The sequence below is a fragment of the Pseudoduganella sp. jia 9 genome, from assembly GCF_055502615.1.
This window is the reverse complement of record NZ_JBUPWE010000010.1, coordinates 201101-219460: the sequence shown is the minus strand read 5'-3', so window position 1 is coordinate 219460 and position 18360 is coordinate 201101. Positions and strand designations below refer to the sequence as shown.

The following is an 18360-nucleotide window of genomic DNA, read 5'->3' as shown; positions in this document are numbered from 1 at the left end:
GCCTGCGCGGCAGAAAATGACTGCGGCCAGACTTTCCGGAAAACAGGGGTACGTCCCCGGTTTTGCTTCAAGGACTCTGCCACCCACCGCCCAAGGATTGAATCAGGGCGACGGCGGTGGTCTGCCGGTCGGCCTGTACCTGAATCAGCGCGCGCCGGGCGGATAGCGCGGTGACCTGCGCACTGACGACTTCGGTGTAGTTCACCTGGCCGGCGCGGTAGCGGTTTTCCATCTGCTGCTCGACCTGGTCGGCGGCCTCCGAGGCCTGGCGCCGCAGTTCCTGCTGCTGCGCCAGCGCGCGGGTGGCGGCCAGCTGGTCTTCCACGTCGGCAAAGGCATCGAGCACGGTTTGCCGGTAGCGGGCGATGGCGGCGTCGCGCGCGGCCCTGGTCTGCTCGACGCGGGCAGCGATGGCGCCGGCGTCGAAGATCGTTTGCGCGGCAGACAGGCCGAGCGACCACAGGCTGTTCGATGCACTGAACAGGCCGCCCACCTGGCTGTTGCCATAGCCATACGAGGCGGACAGGTTCAGCGACGGGAAGTATGCCGCGCGGGCGATGCCGATGTTCTCGTTGGCGGCGGCCACGTCGCGTTCGGCGGCGGCGATGTCCGGCCGGCGCTGCAGCAGGGTCGACGGCACGCCCAGCGGCACGTCGGGCACGGCAATGCTCCACGTTGCCGGCGCCAGCGAGAATTCAGCCGGCGCCTTGCCCAGCAGGACGGCGATCGCATGTTCGTACACGGCGCGCTGGCGGATCACCGTCAGCTGGTCGGCGCGCGCGTTGAACAGCTGCGTCTGCGCCTGCAGCAGGTCGGAGCGTGCGGTCACGCCGGCGCTCACACGATTCTGCGTAATCTGCAGCACGCGCTCGTATCCGGCGATCGTGGTATCGAGGATCTGCCTTTCCACGTCGGCCTGGCGCAGGCCGATGTAGTTGGCCACCAGCTCGCCCTGGGCCGACAGCCGCGCCGCGGCGAGATCCGCCGCGCTGGCCTGGGCGCTGGCCTGCGCGCCCGTCACGCCGGCGCGCAGGCTGCCCCAGATATCCGGCTCCCAGCTGCCGCCGATGTCCACGCGGTAGTTGTTCGACGTCTGCGACGCCCCGCCACCGCCGGAGCGCGAGCCCGATCCGTTCAGCGCAACGTTGGGAAACAGCGACGCGCGCTGCTCGGCAACGACGGCGCGCGCCTGCGCGTACTGCGCGGCGGCCAGCGCCACGTTCTGGTTGTTCACCTCGACCGAGGCGGCCAGTTCGTTCAGCACCGGGTCGCCGAACAGCATCCACCAGGGGCCGCGCTCCAGCGCATCGGCGGGCGCCGCCGGCGTCCAGCCCTCGGCTTCCTTGAACGTGGCCGGCGCCGCCGCGGCCGGCACCTCGTACTTCGGGCCGACGGCGCAGCCGCATAGCACGGCGGCAAGGGAAATGGCGGACAGGCGGAAAATCATGGATGTCTTCATGTGGTCAATGGCTCGTCGCCGCCAGCGGCGCGGCTCAGGTTGCGTTCTTCGGGATTGCGGGTGCGCAGCTTGTCGAGCAGGATGTAGACGACCGGCGTCGTCAGCAAGGTCAGCAACTGGCTGGCGATCAGCCCGCCGATGATGGCGATGCCCAGCGGCTGGCGCAGCTCGGAACCTTCGCCGAAGCCGATCGCCAGCGGCAGCGCGCCCAGCGCCGCGGCCAGTGTCGTCATCAGGATCGGGCGGAAGCGCAGCAGGCACGCCTCGCGTACCGCCTCGATCGCCGAAATGCCGCGGGCCCGCTCCGCCTCCAGCGCGAAGTCGATGATCAGGATCGCGTTCTTCTTGACGATGCCGATCAGCAGGAACACGCCGATCAGCGCGATGATGGAGAACTCCATGCGGAACAGCAGCAATGCCAGCACGGCGCCCACGCCGGCCGACGGCAGCGTGGACAGCACGGTCACCGGATGCACCAGGCTTTCGTAGAGGATGCCCAGCACGATGTAGATGACGACGATCGCGGCCAGGATCAGCAGCGGCTGCTGCCTGTTCGATTCCTCCGCCTGCTTCGCCTGGCCCTCGAAACTGCCGCGCACGTTGTTCGGCATCGCAATGTCGGCCTCGGCCTGCTTCACTGCTTCCTGCGCCTGGCTCAGCGTGAACCCTTCGGCCAGGTTGAACGAGATCGTCGTCGCCAGTTCGCCATCCTGGTGGTTGACCGACGTCGGCGTCGCGCTTTCGGCGAACGAAGCGATGCCGGACAGCGGCACCATCGCCGAGCGCGCGGTCGACAACGCCGATCCGGTCGACGAATCGCGCTGGCCCTGCGCGTTGTTGGTCGATGCATTGGTGCCGCCGGAAGTCGTGGACGTATCGCCCGCGGTGTCGGTGGCCTTGGCCTTGCTGGGGACGTACACGTCGCGCAGCGCCTCGGGGCTCTGCGCGTATTCCGGCGCCACTTCCATCACCACCTTGTACTGGTTCAGCTCATCGTAGATGGTGGCCACCTGCCGCTGGCCGAACGCGTTGTATAGCGAATTGGTGACGTCGCGCACCGTCATGCCGAAGCGCGCCGTGGTTTCCTTGTCGATCGTCACGAAGGTTTCCACGCCATTGTCCTGCTGGTCGGTGTCGACGTCGGTCATTTCCGGCTGGTTCTTCATCGCGTCGGCCAGCTTCATCGCCCAGTTCTTCAGATCCTCGCGGTTATCGCTCTTCAACGTGTACTGGTAGGTGGAATTGCTGGAGCGGCCGCCCATGCGCAAGTCCTGCACGGGGTTCAGGAACAGCTGCACGCCGGTCACCTTCGCCAGTTGCGGGCGCAGGCGATCGATCACGGCCTGCCCCGCCACGTCGCGCTCGTCGGCCGGCTTCAGGTTGACGAACATGAAGCCGCCGCCGGCGCGCGAACCGCCGGTGAAGCCCACCACCGTATCGACGGCGGGGTCCTTGCGGATGATCTCCACCAGTTGCCGCAGCTTCTGCTGCATCGCCTGGAACGAGATGCTCTGGTCGGCGCGGATGCCGCCATTGATCTGGCCGGTGTCCTGCCGCGGGAAGAAGCCTTTCGGCGCCGCTGCGAACAGGTAGACGTTCAGCGCCACCACGAAGCCCAGGATCAGCATCACCAGCCACACACTGTGCAGCGCCCAGTCCAGCGCGTGCGCATACACGCGCTGCATCCAGTTGAAGCCGGCCTCGAAAGCACGCGAGATGCGGCCCGGCGGCTTGCGGTCCTTTTCGGCCCTCAGCAGCCAGGCGCACATCATCGGCGTCGTCGTCAGCGAGATCACCAGCGAAATCATCACCGCGGCCGACAGCGTCACCGCGAACTCGCGGAACAGCCGTCCCACCTGGCCGCCCATGAACAGCAGCGGAATGAACACCGCCACCAGCGACAGGCTGATCGACAGCACGGTGAAGCCGACCTCCTTGGCGCCGAGCAGCGCCGCCTTGAACCGGTCGACGCCGTTCTCGACGTGGCGCGCGGTGTTTTCCAGCACCACGATCGCGTCGTCGACGACGAAGCCGGTGGCCACCGTCAGCGCCATCAGCGACAGGTTGTTCAGCGAAAAACCCAGCATGTACATCACGCCGAACGTGCCGAGCAGCGACACCACCGTGGCGATGGCGGGAATGATCGTGGCCCGCACGCTGCGCAGGAAGGCGCTGACGACGAGCACCACCAGCACCACCGACAGGATCAGCGTGAACTCGACCTCGTGCAGCGACGAGCGGATCGACGTCGTGCTGTCCGACGCGACGGACACGGTGATGTCCTGCGGCAGCTGGGCGCGCAGTTGCGGCAAGAGCGCGCGCACGCTGTCCACCGTCTCGATGATGTTGGCGCCCGGCTGGCGGGTGATCAGCACGATCACGGCCGGCTGGCCGTTGAACAGGCCGAGGGTGTTCTTGTTTTCGGGGCCATCCTCCACGGTGGCCACGTCGCGCAGGCGGATCGCCGCGTTATTGCGCCAGGCAACGACGAGATCGCGGTAATCGGCCGCGGTGCGCCCGCCCGTCTCGGTGCCGGGTGCCGAGTAGATCTGCAGCCGGCGGCCTTCGCTCTCGATCGCGCCGCGCGGGCGGTTGGCGTTGGTGGCCTGGATCGCCGCGCGCACGTCCTCGGTCGACACGCCGTACTGGTTCAGCGCGAACGGCAGCAGCTCGATGCGCACCGCCGGCAGCGAGCCGCCACCGATCTCCACGTCGCCCACGCCCTGTACCTGCGCCAGCTTCTGCTGCACGATGTTCGATACGGCTTCGTAGATCTGGCCCGGCCGCCTGGTCGGCGACGTCAGCGCCAGGATGATCACCGGCGAATCCGACGGGTTCATCTTGCGGTAGGTCGGGTTGCTCTTCAGCGTGGCCGGCAGGTCGGCGCGCGAGGCATTGATCGCGGCCTGTACTTCGCGGGCCGCCGAGTCGATCTTGCGGTTCAGGTCGAACTGCAGGTTGATGCGCGTCGACCCGGAAGACGAGTTCGACGTCATCTCGTTGACGCCGGCGATCACGCCCAGCCTGCGTTCGAGTGGCGTGGCGACGCTGCTGGCCATCGTGTCCGGGCTGGCGCCCGGCAAACTGGCCGACACCGAAATGGCCGGGAAATCGACCTGCGGCAGCGGCGAGACCGGCAGCACGAAGAACGCGGCAATGCCGGCCAGCGCCAGGCCGATCGTCAGCAGGACGGTGGCGATCGGGCGCCGGACGAACGGTTCGGACAGGTTCACGATACCGCTCCGTCAGGATTCCTGTCGCCTGCAGACAGCTCGGGCTTCCTGCCGAAGCGCTGGCCAAGGCGGTCGAACGCCAGGTAGATCACCGGCGTGGTGTACAGCGTCAGCAACTGGCTCAGCAGCAGGCCGCCGAAGATGGCCAGGCCCAGCGGCCGGCGCAGCTCGGCGCCCTCGCCCCAGCCGAACATCAGCGGCACGGCGGCGAACAGGGCGGCCAGCGTCGTCATCAGGATCGGGCGGAAGCGCAGCAGCGCCGCCTGGTGGATCGCCTCGCGCGGGCTGCTGCCGGCATCGCGTTCGGCCTCGATCGCGAAGTCGATCATCATGATCGCGTTTTTCTTGACGATGCCGATCAGCAGAATGATGCCGATGATGCCGATCACCCCCAGGTCCTGGCCGGACACCATCAACGCCAGCAGCGCACCCACGCCGGCCGACGGCAACGTCGACAGGATGGTCAGCGGGTGGATATAGCTTTCGTACAGCACGCCCAGCACGATGTAGACGCACACCACGGCGGCCAGGATCAGCCACAGCTGGTTGGTCAGCGACGCCTGGTAGGCGCCGGCGGCGCCCAGGAACGTCATCGTCACCGAACCGGGCAGCCCGATGTCGGCGGCGGCTTCGCGGATCGCTTCCACCGCGCGGCCCAGCGAAACGCCGTCGGCCGTGTCGAAGCCCAGCGTGGTGGCAGGGTACTGCGCCACGTGGGTGATCTGCAGCGGTGCCGGCTGCTCGGTGATCGTCGCCACGGCGGACAGCGGCGTGGGCTTGCCGCCGCCGGTGCGGATCTGCAGGTCGCCCAGCGATTGCGGTGTCGACAGCATGCCCGGCGCCGCTTCGAGGATCACGCGGTACTGGTTGGTCTCCGTGAAGATGGTGGAGACGATGCGCTGGCCGAACGCGCTGTACAGCGCATCGTCGATGGCCGAGGCGGTGATCGACAGCCGGGAAGCCGTATCGCGGTCGATATTGATATAGGCCGCGGCACCGGTGGCCCCGGCATCGGAGACCACGTTGCGCAATTGCGCCTTCTGCGCCATGCGGGTGGCCAGCTTGTTGGCCCACTCGTTGACGGTGGCCGTGTCGGCCCCTTCGATCGATACACGGAACTGCGTGGGGCCGCTCTCGGCATCGATCGTCAGGTCCTGCGTCGGCTGCAGGTAGATGCGCACGCCCGCCACTTCGGACACGCGCTGGCGCAGCCGGTTCATCAGCTCGCCCTGGTCGCCACGGTCCTCCTTCAGGTTGATCAGCATGCGGCCCGTGTGCAACATCGTGTTATTGGCGGCGTCGACGCCGACGATGGAGCTCAGCGACTGCACTTCCGGGTCCTGCAGGATCGCCGCGGCCGCCTGGCGCTGCAGCTCGGCCATGCGGCTGTACGACACCGCCTGCGCCGTCTCGATGCGCGCCTGCAGCTGGCCCGTGTCCTGGGTCGGGAACAGGCCTTTCGGGATCAGCACGTACAGCACCGCCGTCAGGACCAGCGTGGCCAGTGCCACCAGCATCGTCAGGCCCTGGCGCAGCAGCACCCACTGCAGCGAGCGGTCGTAATGGTGGATCACCCAGTCGAAGAAATGCTGCACGCGGCCGCCGAAGCTCTTTGGATCGTCGTTCTGGTGCGACGTGAGCCAGCGCGCCGACATCATCGGCACCAGGGTCAGCGACACCACGGCCGAGATCAGGATGGTGATCGACAGCGTGACGGCGAATTCGCGGAACAGCCGGCCCACCACGTCGCCCATGAACAGCAGCGGGATCAGCACGGCGATCAGCGACACGGTCAGCGAAATGATGGTGAAGCCGATCTGCTGCGCGCCCTTCAGCGCCGCAGCCATCGGCGTCTCGCCCTCCTCGATGTAGCGGGCGATGTTCTCGATCATCACGATCGCATCGTCGACCACGAAGCCGGTGGCGATCGTCAGCGCCATCAGCGACAGGTTGTTCAGGCTGTAGCCCATCAGGTACATCACGCCGCAGGTGCCGATCAGCGAGATCGGCACCGCCAGGCTGGCGATCACCGTGGCGCGCACGCTGTGCAGGAACAGGAAGATCACCAGCACCACCAGGATGACGGCCAGCAGCAGCTCCAGCTGCACGTGGTGCACCGAACCGCGGATGCCGGTGGTGCGGTCTGACAGCACGTCCACCCGCATTGCGCTCGGCAGGCCGGCCTGCAGTTCGGGCAGGCGTTCCTTGATCGCATCGACCGTGGCGATCACGTTGGCGCCGGGCTGGCGCTGCACGTTCAGGATAATCGCCGGCTTCGTGTTGGCCCAGGCGCCCAGCTTGATGTTCTCGGCGGAGTCGACCACTCGCGCCACGTCGGTCAGCCGCACCGGCGCGCCATTCCTGTAGGCGACGATCAGGCTCTTATAGTCGTTGGCGGTCAGCAGCTGGTCGTTGGCATTGATCGTGAAGGCCCGCGTGGGACCGTCGAACGAACCCTTGGCGCTGTTCGAATTGGCGTTGCTGATCGCGGTGCGCAGCGTGTCGAGGCCGAGGCCATAGCTGGCCAGGGCCAGCGTATCGGCCTGGATGCGCACCGCGGGGCGCTGGCCGCCGGACAGGCTGACCAGGCCCACGCCCGACACCTGGCTGATCTTCAGGGCCAGGCGGGTGTTGACGATATTCTGCACTTCCGTCAGCGGCATCGTGTCGGACGTGATGGCCAGCGTCAGCACCGGCGCATCGGCCGGGTTGACCTTGGCATAGACGGGCGGCGCCGGCAGGTCGGTGGGCAGCAGCGAACTGCCCGCGTTGATGGCCGCCTGCACTTCCTGCTCGGCCACGTCGAGCGTCTGGCCCAGTCCGAACTGCAGGGTGATGATCGACACGCCGGCCGCGCTGTTCGAACTCATGCGCTGCAGGCCGGACATCTGGCCGAACTGGCGTTCCAGCGGCGCCGTCACGGTCTGCGCCATCACTTCCGGGCTGGCGCCCGGATACAGCGTCTGCACCTGGATGGTCGGGAAATCGACCTGCGGCAGCGCCGACAGGGGCAGGAACTTGAACCCCACCAGGCCGGCGAGCATGATCGCCAGCATCAGCAGCGATGTCGCCACCGGCCGGCGGATGAATGGTGCCGATGGACTCATTTTGCGGCGGCCGGCTGTTCGCGGCGTTCGTTGCCGCGCTGGTTTCCTGCGCCTGGCGCGGTATTGCTGCCATCCGCGGCGCTCGGCGCGCTGCGGCCGCCCTCTTCCGGCATCGAACGCTCGGGCGCTTCACCCTGCGTGGCGCGGCGGCCCTGCATCTTCGCCGCATCGGTGCCCACGGCGCCCGGCGCCACGTCGGGCGTGCCGGCGGGGCGCGTGTCCGCCCGGCCTGCGGCCGCGCCGCTCCCCGTACCTTCCTGCTGGGCGCCCGCACGCCGTTGGCCCCCCTGCTGCTGTCCAGGCCTGTCGCCCGGCAGCATCACGTTCGCGCCCTCCTTCAGGCGATCGGCGCCTTCGGTGATGACCTTCTCGCCGACCTTCAGGCCGGAAACGACCTGCACCTTGTCCACCGTGGCCTGGCCGCGTTTCACCGGCCGCATCGTCACGGTGCGGTCGTTCTTCAGCACCCACACATAGTCGCCGTCGGTGCCGTGGCGCAGCGCCGTGACCGGCACCAGCACGGCATTGGCGATCGTCCGCATTTCCAGGCGCACGTTGACGAACTGGCTGGGGAACAGGGTCATCCTGTCGTTGTCGAAGCGGGCCTTGGCCATCACGGTGCCGGTGGAGGTATCGACCTGGTTGTCCAGCGCTGCGAAGCGGCCGCTGGCCAGCACTTCGGTACGGGTGCGGTCATACGCTTGCGCGACCAGCGTGGCACCCGTCGAGGCGCGGCTCATGATGTCCGGTACGCGGTCCTGCGGCACGGCGAATTCCACGTCGATCGGCGATTGCTGCGTGATCACGGCAATGCCGCTGGTATCGCCACTGGAGACCAGGTTGCCGACGTCGACCACGCGCAGGCCGACACGGCCGGTGATGGGCGCCACCACTTTCGTGTAGCCGAGATTGAGCTTTGCCGTGCCTTCGGCGGCGCGGTCCGTCATCACCGTGCCTTCCAGCTGTTTCACCAGGGCGGCCTGGGTATCGACGTCCTGGCGGGCGATCGAGTCCTGCGCCAGCAGCGTTCGATAGCGCTCCAGCGTCAGCCGCGCGTTTTCCAGTTGCGCCTCGTCGCGCTGGCGCTGGCCGGTGGCCTGCAGCAGCGCCATCTCGAACTGGCGCGGGTCGATTTGCGCCAGCACCTGGCCCGCCTTGACGAGCTGGCCTTCCTTGAACAGCACCTTTTGCAGGATGCCGGAGACCTGCGGCCGCACCGTGGTGGTCGCGGCAGCCGTCACCGTGCCGAGCGCGTCGAGCGTGACGGGCAGGCTGGCCTGCTCGGCCGTCGCCACGCCGACCGTGGTCGCCATGCCGCCACGGCGGCCGCCCGGCCCACCCGGACCGCCAGGCCCGCCCTGGCCACGCATGCCGGGTCCGCCAGGCCCGCCTTCGGCAGGCCGGTGCGTCAGGTACCACGCCAGCCAACCCATGGCGGCGATGGCGAGAATGGCAATGATGGTTCCGAGGATGCGGGTACGGCGGCGGGGTTTGTTCGGGGTGTTCGTGGGCGCTGCTGGCGAGGTCATCGCTGATCCTTGTGGCTGTTCAGTAGAGTAACTATGCTTATCAAATCGACTCTATCACAGCGGATTCGGCGGCTTGTTTCGCTTTGCTTACATTTACACGCTGAAACTATGGGATACGGGGAGACGCACCGGACCGCACCGGCGCGCGTGCCGGCGGAAAGGCTGAACTGGCGGGGCTTGCGCGGTGCCGGCCGCGCTCGGGGGTGTACTGGTGGCAGTTACAAACTGGCTACAAATCTCCGTGCCGCGCTCATGCCGGCGCCAGCCGTAAGCGGCCGCGCGCCGGGCTTGTGCGATCCCGGCGCACCGCCACGACTGCGGGCGGCTACAGCATCTCGATGCTGGTCGACATGACGCCCATCAGTGCTACTTTCTCCGCCGAATCGGCGAAAGCCAGCAGCACGTCGCCGCGGTCGACGTGGCCACTCCCCAGCAGATCGCCCCAGTATTGCGCTTCCCCCGCCACTGCGTCGCGGTGCAGCGCCGTACGGTACAGCGTTGCGGCGAATTCCGCATCGTCCAGCCCGCCGTACTGGCCGCGGCCTTCCGCATCCGCCACGAACGCGTCGGCGATTGCCGCCATCGACATCCCGCCTTCATGGGCGCCGATCCACCAGTTCAGGCCGGCCTCGTCCGGCGCGCGGTCGTACAGCGCGCTGTACAGCCGCACCAGCGTGCCGACGTCGGTGGTGCCGAAGTCCAGATCGGTGGGCAATGCCAGCTTTTCGGCCGAATTGGCGAACTCCAGTGCCACGTCGGCACGGGCCGCGCCGCTGCCCAGCTTGCCCGTCCAGTAAGCCAGCCCGTTGCCATCGGCGGCCCGGTCGAACACGTTCCGGTACAACTGGCCGACGAAACCGGCATCGTCCAGTGCCGTGTTGGCAGCAGCCTGGTCGTACAGTGCATGCGCGACCTGGGACAGGCTGGCGCCCTGCTCCGCCATGCGCTCCATCCCGTCGAGCGTGGTCGCGCTGGCCTGCTTGCCGCTCAGTGCTTCGACCAGGCGCGTCGCCGTGCCCGCGACCGACGTGTCGGCGCCCAGGAACCGCAGCGTTTCCACGTTGCTGACGATATCACTGCCATCCGTGCCGCCGCCGCGGTGCGCGACCACCAGGTCGCCTTCCAGCATGCGCAGGGTGTAGTCGGCACGGCCGTTGCCCGCCAGCTGCACGATGTCGCTGCCGCTGCCGCCATCGATCGTATCGTTGTCACCGCCGCCGATGACGACATCGTCGCCGGCGTCGCCGAATACGCTGTCGCTGCCGGCCGCGCTGGCGAGGATATCGTTGCCGGCGCCACCGTGCAGTACGTCGTCACCCGCACCCAGCACGACTTCCTGCGCCGCGCTGTCTCCCCATACCACCTGGGCCCCGGCGTCACTGACGATCCGCACCGCGCCGACCACCACCGCGAACTCCACATCATGCAATGCGATGCTCGAACCGGGCGGCAAGCCATGGGCATCGATGACCAGTGCCGTCGGCACGTGGCCCGCGGCGGCCGGCGCGCCGGAAATCACCAGCGTGCCCGGAACGGCATTCGCCGCGGCGGTCGGCACGAGGGTTTGCACCAGCAGCGGTGTCGCGTCATCCAGCGTGCCGACGTAGCCTCTGCCGGCTCCGGTCAGTTGCACCTGGTCGACGGAGCCGTCCGGAGTGTGCGCACGGATTTCGCTGACCAGGTCCGTCAACGCTGCCGCAGCCGATGCCGGCCGGGCCGCGCCACTGGCCTCCAGGCCGAAGCCCACCGGCAGCTGTGCGGTCAGCAGGCTGGTGCCAGCCCCATTCCTCACCAGCGCAATGTCGGCCATGTCCTTGTCGCCCACCTGCTCGACGCGCGTCGACGTCACCACCGGGATCGACACGACCTGCGACACCGAACCGTCGCCGTGGTTGACGGTAACGACCCGGACCACCACGCCATCGATCGTGCTGTCGCCGGCTGGCGGCGGACCGGCCGGCGGCGGCGGATTCTGGATCGGCGGCGTGGTATTCATGACCGGCGTCGCCGCCAGCGGTGCGGCATCGTTGCCGGCCGCATCCTGGATCGCCGCGGCATCGTTGCCGCTGGTCGGGTCAGCGTAGGCGACCGTCACCGGCTGGTCAGCGCGCACCGCCGTGGCGAGCGTCAGCGTCACCGTGCGGGCTGCGGCATCGACAGCGGCTGCCGATACGGCGACGGCCGCGCCGCCGACCATCACCGTGAACGCGCCTGCAGCCGGGCCATGCGCCGCGTCGAGCTGGCCTGCCTCGTCGTACGCCAGCACCAGCGTGCGTCCATTGACGGTCGCCCCGCCGAATACAGGGGCGACGGTATCCGGCGCGCTGCCGTCGACCAGCACGCCGCCGAGCGGCGGCACATGGCCGGCCAGGGTGAGCGTCGCATCGTTGCCGGCGGCGTCGCGGATCGTGCTGCCGTTCAGGGCAAGCCCGATGATGGCGATGCCATCGGCATCGCTGTCGCCCGCCTGCACCGTGTAGCGGTACGTCAGCGTGTTGCCGCTGCTGGACACGAACGTTGCATTGCGCGCGGCCCCGCCGATCGCCAGGCCCAGCGTGCTGCCACCGCCGCCGACAGTCACGGCTTCATCGAAGACCACCGTAAACTCCAGTTGCCCACCAGCGGCGTACGTGCCGTTGGCTGGCGTGCCGACGACAGCCACCGAAGGCGCCAGCGTATCGCCCGGCCCGGGGACGGTCGTATCGACCAGCACACCACCGAGTGGCGGCACGTGGCCAGCCAGGGTGAGTGTCGCGTCGTTGCCGGCGGCGTCGCGGATGGTGCTGCCGTTCAGGGCAAGCCCGGTGATGGCGATGCCGTCGGCATCGTTGTCGCCCGCCTGCACCGTGTAGCGGTACGTCAGCGTATTTCCGCTGCTGGACATTAACGTCGCACTGCGCGCGGTACCGCCGATCGCCAGGCCCAGCGTGCTGCCGGTGCCGCCGACGGTCACGGCTTCATCGAAGACCACCGTAAACTCCAGCTGGCCGCCAACGGCGTACGTGCCGTTGGCTGGCGTGCCGACGACAGCCACCGACGGTGCCTGCGTATCCACCGGCCCGGGGACCGTCGTATCGACCAGCACGCCACCGAGCGGCGGCACATGGCCGGCCAGCGCGAGTGTCGCGTCGTTGCCGGCAGCGTCGCGGATGGTGCTGCCGTTCAGGGCAAGCCCGGTGATGGCGATGCCGTCGGCATCATTGTCGCCCGCCTGCACCGTGTATCGGTACGTCACCGTGTTGCCGCTGCTGGACACGAACGTGGCATTGCGCGCGGCACCGCCGATCGCCAGGCCCAGCGTGCTGCCGCTGCCGCCGACGGTCACTGCTTCGTCGAAGACCACCGTAAACTCCAGCTGGCCGCCAACGGCGTACGTGCCGTTGGCTGGCGTGCCGACGACAGCCACCGACGGTGCCTGCGTATCCACCGGCCCGGGGACCGTCGTATCGACCAGCACGCCACCGAGCGGCGGCACATGGCCGGCCAGCGCGAGTGTCGCGTCGTTGCCGGCGGCGTCGCGGATGGTGCCGCCGTTCAGGGCAAGCCCGGTGATGGCGATGCCGTCGGCATCATTGTCGCCCGCCTGCACCGTGTATCGGTACGTCAGCGTATTTCCGCTGCTGGACACGAACGTTGCATTGCGCGCGGTACCGCCGATCGCCAGGCCCAGCGTGCTGCCGGTGCCGCCGACGGTCACGTTCTCGTCGAATACCACCGTAAACTCCATCTGGCCGCCAGCGGCGTACGTGCCGTTGGCCGGAGTGCCGACGACAGCCACCGACGGTGCCAGCGTATCGCCCGGCCCCGGCACCGTCGTATCGACCAGCACGCCACCGAGCGGCGGCACATGGCCGGCCAGCGCGAGTGTTGCGTCGTTGCCGGCAGCGTCGCGGATCGTGCTGCCGTTCAGGGCAAGCCCGGTGATGGCGATGCCGTCGGCATCATTGTCGCCCGCCTGCACCGTGTAGCGGTACGTCAGCGTGTTGCCGCTGCTGGACACGAACGTTGCATTGCGCGCGGTACCGCCGATCGCCAGGCCCAGCGTGCTGCCGGTGCCGCCGACGGTCACGTTCTCATCGAAGACCACCGTAAACTCCAGCTGGCCACCAGCGGCGTACGTGCCGTTGGCTGGCGTGCCGACGACAGCCACCGACGGTGCCTGCGTATCCACCGGCCCGGGGACCGTCGTATCGACCAGCACGCCACCGAGCGGCGGCACATGGCCGGCCAGCGCGAGTGTCGCGTCGTTGCCGGCAGCGTCGCGGATGGTGCTGCCGTTCAGGGCAAGCCCGGTGATGGCGATGCCATCGGCATCGCTGTCGCCCGCCTGCACCGTGTACCGGTACGTCACCGTGTTGCCGCTGCTGGACACGAACGTTGCCGCGCGCGCGGCACCGCCGATCGCCAGGCCCAGCGTGCTGCCACCGCCGCCGACATTGACCGCTTCGTCAAAGGCGACGGTGAAATCGAGGTGCGCGCCGGTACCGTAAAGACCACCCGGCGGCACCGTGACGTTTGCCACCGATGGCGCCTGCGTATCCACCACGATGCCCGCAGTCGGCGGCAGGCGACCGGCCAGCGACAGCACGGCATCGTTGCCGGCGGCGTCACGGATCGTGCTCGTGCCCAGCGCCAGCGCCCCGATCGCGATGCCATCGCCATCGTTCTCTCCGGCCTGCACGGTGTACGTGTAGGTGGCAGAATTTCCACTGCTCGACGCAAAGGAGGCCATGCGCGACGTACTGCCGACCGTCAATGCCAGCGTGCTGTCGCTACCGGCGACGGTCACGTTTTCGTCGAAGTAGACGGTAAAGCTCAGCATGTCGCCGGCACGATACGTGTCGACTGCGGGAACCGAAACGCCTGCCACCGACGGCGCCTGCGTGTCGATCAGCACCGCGTCCAGTGGCGGCACATGGCCACCCAGCGCCAGCATCGCATCGTTGCCGGCCCCATCGCGGATCGTGCTGCCGTTCAGCGCGATGCCGGTCACGGCGATGCCGTCGGCGTCGCTGTCCCCCGGCTGCACCGTGTAGGCATAGGTAAGGGTTGTCGTGCCTGGAGAGGAGACCAGGATGGCTTCGCGCACCGCGCCGCCGATCGTCAGGCCAAGCACGCTGCCGGTGCCCTGCACGATCACGTTCGAGTCGAACGTGATCGTGAACACCAGCGTGTCGCCGGCCGCGTAGGTACCGGCGGCGGGCACGCCGATGGCACCAGCCACGACAGGTGCATCGGTATCGACCTGGATGCCGCCCGTGCTGGGTACCCGCCCCGTCAGCACCAGCGTCGCGTCATTGCCGGCCGCATCGCGGATCGTGCCCGTGCCCAGGTCCAGCGTACCGACAATGATGCCGTCGGCATCGCTGTCGCCTGCCTGCACCGTGTAGCGGTACGTCACCGTGTTGCCGCTGCTGGACAGGAACGTCGCGTTGCGTGCCGCGCCGCCGACCACCAGGGCCAGCGTGCCGTCTGTGCCGGTGACGGTCACTGCCTCGTCGAAGGCGACCGTGAAGTCGAGATGTTCCCCAGCGCCATGGATGCCGGCTTGCGGTACCGTCACGCCGTTCACCGCCGGCGCCTGCGTGTCCACCGTGATGCCGGCGGTCGACGGTACCTGCCCGGCCAGCGACAGTGTGGCGTCATTGCCAGCGGCATCGCGGATCGCGCCGCTGCCGGTACTGATGGCACCGACAGCAATGCCATCGGCATCGTTGTCGCCGGCCTGCACCGTGTACTGGTAGGTCACCGTGTTGCCGCTGCTGGACAGGAAGGTCGCGCTGCGCGCCGCGCCGCCGACCATCAGGGCCAGCGAGCCGTCGGTGCCGGTAACGGTTACCGCCTCGTCGAAGGCAACCGTGAAATCGAGCACCGTGCCGGCGACATGCGTGCCGTTCGGCGGTACCGTGAAGCCGGTCACCACTGGCGCATGCGTATCCACCGTGATGCCGGCGGTCGAAGGCACGTGCCCGGCCAGCGACAGCGTGGCGTTGTTGCCGGCCGCATCGCGGATCGCGCCACTGCCGGTACTGATGGCACCGACAGCAATGCCATCGGCATCGTTGTCGCCGGCCTGCACCGTGTAGCGGTAGGTCACCGTGTTGCCGCTGCTGGACAGGAATGTCGCGTTGCGAGCCGCGCCGCCGACCATCAGCGCCAGCGAGCCGTCGGTACCGGTGACGGTCACCGCCTCGTCGAAGGCGACCGTGAATATCAGGGTGTCGCCGGCCGCATAGGTACCGGTGGCGGGGACGGCAATGGCGCCGGTCACGACGGGACCGGCGGCATCGATCTGGATGCCGCCCGTGCTGGGCACCCGTCCCGTCAGCACGAGCGATGCGTGGTTGCCGGCCGCATCGCGGATCGCGCCGGTGCCGGTGCTGATTGCACCGACAGCAATGCCGTCGGCATCATTGTCGCCGGCCTGCACCGTGTAGCGGTAAGTCACCGTGTTGCCGCTGCTGGACAGGAAGGTTGCGCTGCGGGCGCTACCGCCGATCGTCAGCGCCAGCGAGCCGTCGATGCCGGTGACGGTCACTGCCTCGTCGAAAGCGACCGTGAAATCGAGCACCGTGCCAGCGGTGTGCGTGCCATTCGGCGGCACGGTTACGCCGGTCACCGCCGGGGCCTGCGTGTCCACCATGATGCCCGCGGTCGAGGGTATACGCCCGACCAGCGACAGCGCGGCGTTGTTGCCGGCCGCATCGCGGATCGCGCCGCTGCCGGTACTGATCGCACCGACAGCAATGCCGTCGGCATCGTTATCGCCGGCCTGCACCGTGTATCGGTAAGTCACCGTGTTGCCGCTGCTGGACAGGAAGGTTGCGCTGCGGGCGGTGCCGCCGATCGTCAGGGCCAGCGTGCCGTCGATGCCGGTGACCGTCACTGCCTCGTCGAAGGCGACCGTGAAATCGAGAACCGTGCCGGCGGTGTGCGTACCATTCGGCGGTACCGTCACGCCGGTCACCGCTGGTGTCCGCGTGTCCACCAGGATATTGGCCGTTGACGGTATATGCCGGAACAGCGTCAGCGAAGCGTCGTTGCCGGCCGCATCGCGGATCGTGCCGGTGCCCGTGGACAGCGACGTGATGGCAATGCCGTTGGCATCGTTCTCGCCCGGCTGCACGGTATATACATACGTGATCGAATTGCTCGTGGCGGAAACAAACGAGGCAAGGCGTGTCGTGCTGCCGATGACAATACTCAGCGAGCTGTCGGTTCCCGTGACGGTCACATTGTCGTCGAAAGTGACGATAAAACTCAGTGCTTCACCGGCACGGTACGAGCCAGCCGCAGGGGCGCTGATGTCGCCGCTGATGGACGGCGCGACACTGTCGACCAGCACGCCAGTGGTGCTCGCTACCCCTTGCAGCGCCAGCGCGGCATTGTTGCCGGCGGCATCCTTCAGCGTGCCGCCATTGGCCGACAGCGCGCCGATACTGATGCCGTCGCTGTCGGACCTGCCGACTGTCAGGGTGTGCCGAAATACCAGCGCCGTGGTGCCGCTGCCGCTCACGTAGTTCGCATAGACGGTCTGGCTGCCGATGACCAGCGCGAGACGCGGAGTGCCGCCTGCGGTATCGACGGTGACGGCTTCATCGAGCGTCACCGTGAATTCCAATTGCCCTCCCAGCGCATAGGTTCCCGCTGCCGGTACCGCGACCGCAAGAACGGCTGGTGCGACACTGTCGACCAGCACGCCTGTGGTGCTGTCCACGTCGTGCAGCGCAGGATCGGCATCGTTATCGCTGAGATCGCGAATCAAGCCGCCGTGTAGCGCCAGTCCCGTGACTTCGATGCCGTCGGTATCTCTCAGTCCATTGACCAGCGTGTAGCGGAATGTCAGCGCGGTGGTGCCGCCGCCGCCGACGTATTCCGCCCGCACCGCCTGGCCGCCGATGTCGAGGCCCAATGCCGGCGTGCCGCCGACCGTGTCGACCAGCACCGCTTCATCGAACGTGACCGTGAAGTCGAGGTGTGCGCCAGCGCTGTAGGTGCCCGATGCCGGCACATCGACCGATTCCACCACCGGTGCCGTGCTATCTGGGGGGAGTTCGCCCAACATCAGTTGACCTGGCCCGACGGCGCTGAAATTCGCGGCGCCGGTGGCATCGGCGGAGTAAGTGGTGACCACCAGAACGTAGGTGTGACCGGCAACCAGCTCCATGTCCGGCAGTTGCGACAGCCAGTTGACCGGCACGCCTTCCTCGTCCCTGTAATCGATGTCCTCGTTGGCGGCAATGATATTGACGAGCGGGTTCAGCGGATCGAACGTCGTGTCGTACAGCCAGATCTGGGTGTCATGGCGCAAATCCCCCAAGCCGCTGTCGGTCCACAGGTCCACCGCGGAGTCGACGGTGAGCGTGTAGGCGCCGCTAACCGTCGGCGTGATGATCTGCGACGTATAACTGTAGAGTGCGTTTTGATTTGCCTGGTTGATCGCAATGATGTCGTCTGCATACCAGATCGCGGAAAAGCCGATGTCGTTATCCTGGCCGGCGATATCGCACGGCAGGCGGGGACGGTAATATTGCTGCGTGCCGTCCAGAACGGCATCGAAGAGGGTCGTTACGGTACTCATCGCGATTTCCCAACAGTAATTTTTGGAATTCAAATAATGCCGGTGGGATATATCGCGCTCTTGCCCTGCGTCAAACTTCGCCCAGAAGTACTATTGCCAGTCGCGACGGGACGACAAAAACAGCGCATTTCCTGCTGCTGGCGCAAAACGCCGCGGCAACAGTTATCTTTCGTGCATGGGCGATATAAGCGTGTGCGCTCTTCCGTACATGAACCCTATTCGCATGGGCGTGGCGCCGCGAAGGTTCTCTCATGAACCAGAAATTGCGAGAAAGAATTTTTTATGCTAGCGATCGGCGAGCATGGAACATGCTCGCCGGGCCAGGCCGGCGCGACGCCGATGAGCTGCTGGAAAGCGACCGGGGAGGTCGACCTGCCGGCCGCAGGATCGCGTGCACGCCACTACTTCCGTGCCGTCGCGCTGCTGCCAGGTGAAGCCATCCGTCGCGATG

The 18360-nt window shown here is 67.6% G+C and carries 5 protein-coding genes; all 5 read right to left on the bottom strand.

Annotation, left to right across the window (positions count from 1 at the left end):
• Window positions 1–67: 67 nt before the first annotated feature.
• Window positions 68–1459 carry an efflux transporter outer membrane subunit gene (locus ACY34H_RS14925; protein WP_464978257.1) on the bottom strand — a complete coding sequence of 464 codons (1392 nt, stop codon included), beginning with the start codon at window positions 1457–1459 and terminating at the stop codon, window positions 68–70.
• Complete coding sequence (locus ACY34H_RS14920; RefSeq protein ID WP_464978256.1) at window positions 1456–4692, bottom strand: efflux RND transporter permease subunit; 3237 nt, start codon at window positions 4690–4692, stop codon at window positions 1456–1458. The genes ACY34H_RS14925 and ACY34H_RS14920 overlap by 4 nt, the downstream gene beginning before the upstream one ends.
• Window positions 4689–7799, bottom strand: a complete 3111-nt coding sequence (locus tag ACY34H_RS14915; RefSeq protein ID WP_464978255.1) for an efflux RND transporter permease subunit — start codon at window positions 7797–7799, stop codon at window positions 4689–4691. Before ACY34H_RS14915 ends, ACY34H_RS14920 begins: the two co-directional genes overlap by 4 nt.
• Window positions 7796–9328 (bottom strand): efflux RND transporter periplasmic adaptor subunit, encoded by a 1533-nt coding sequence (locus tag ACY34H_RS14910; protein ID WP_464978254.1) that lies wholly within the window; start codon window positions 9326–9328, stop codon window positions 7796–7798. The genes ACY34H_RS14915 and ACY34H_RS14910 overlap by 4 nt, the downstream gene beginning before the upstream one ends.
• 325 nt (window positions 9329–9653) lie before the next feature.
• Window positions 9654–17909, bottom strand: a complete 8256-nt coding sequence (locus tag ACY34H_RS14905) for a DUF4214 domain-containing protein (protein WP_464978253.1) — start codon at window positions 17907–17909, stop codon at window positions 9654–9656.
• Between the last annotated feature and the right edge of the window lie 451 nt (window positions 17910–18360).

Bases quoted from the DNA above. Each gene is read 5' to 3' on its own strand.
- ACY34H_RS14925 (WP_464978257.1), bottom strand. From the start codon at position 1,459: ATGAAGACATCCATGATTTTCCGCCTGTCCGCCATTTCCCTTGCCGCC.
- ACY34H_RS14915 (WP_464978255.1), bottom strand. From the start codon at position 7,799: ATGAGTCCATCGGCACCATTCATCCGCCGGCCGGTGGCGACATCGCTG.
- ACY34H_RS14905 (WP_464978253.1), bottom strand. From the start codon at position 17,909: ATGAGTACCGTAACGACCCTCTTCGATGCCGTTCTGGACGGCACGCAG.
- ACY34H_RS14910 (WP_464978254.1), bottom strand. From the start codon at position 9,328: ATGACCTCGCCAGCAGCGCCCACGAACACCCCGAACAAACCCCGCCGC.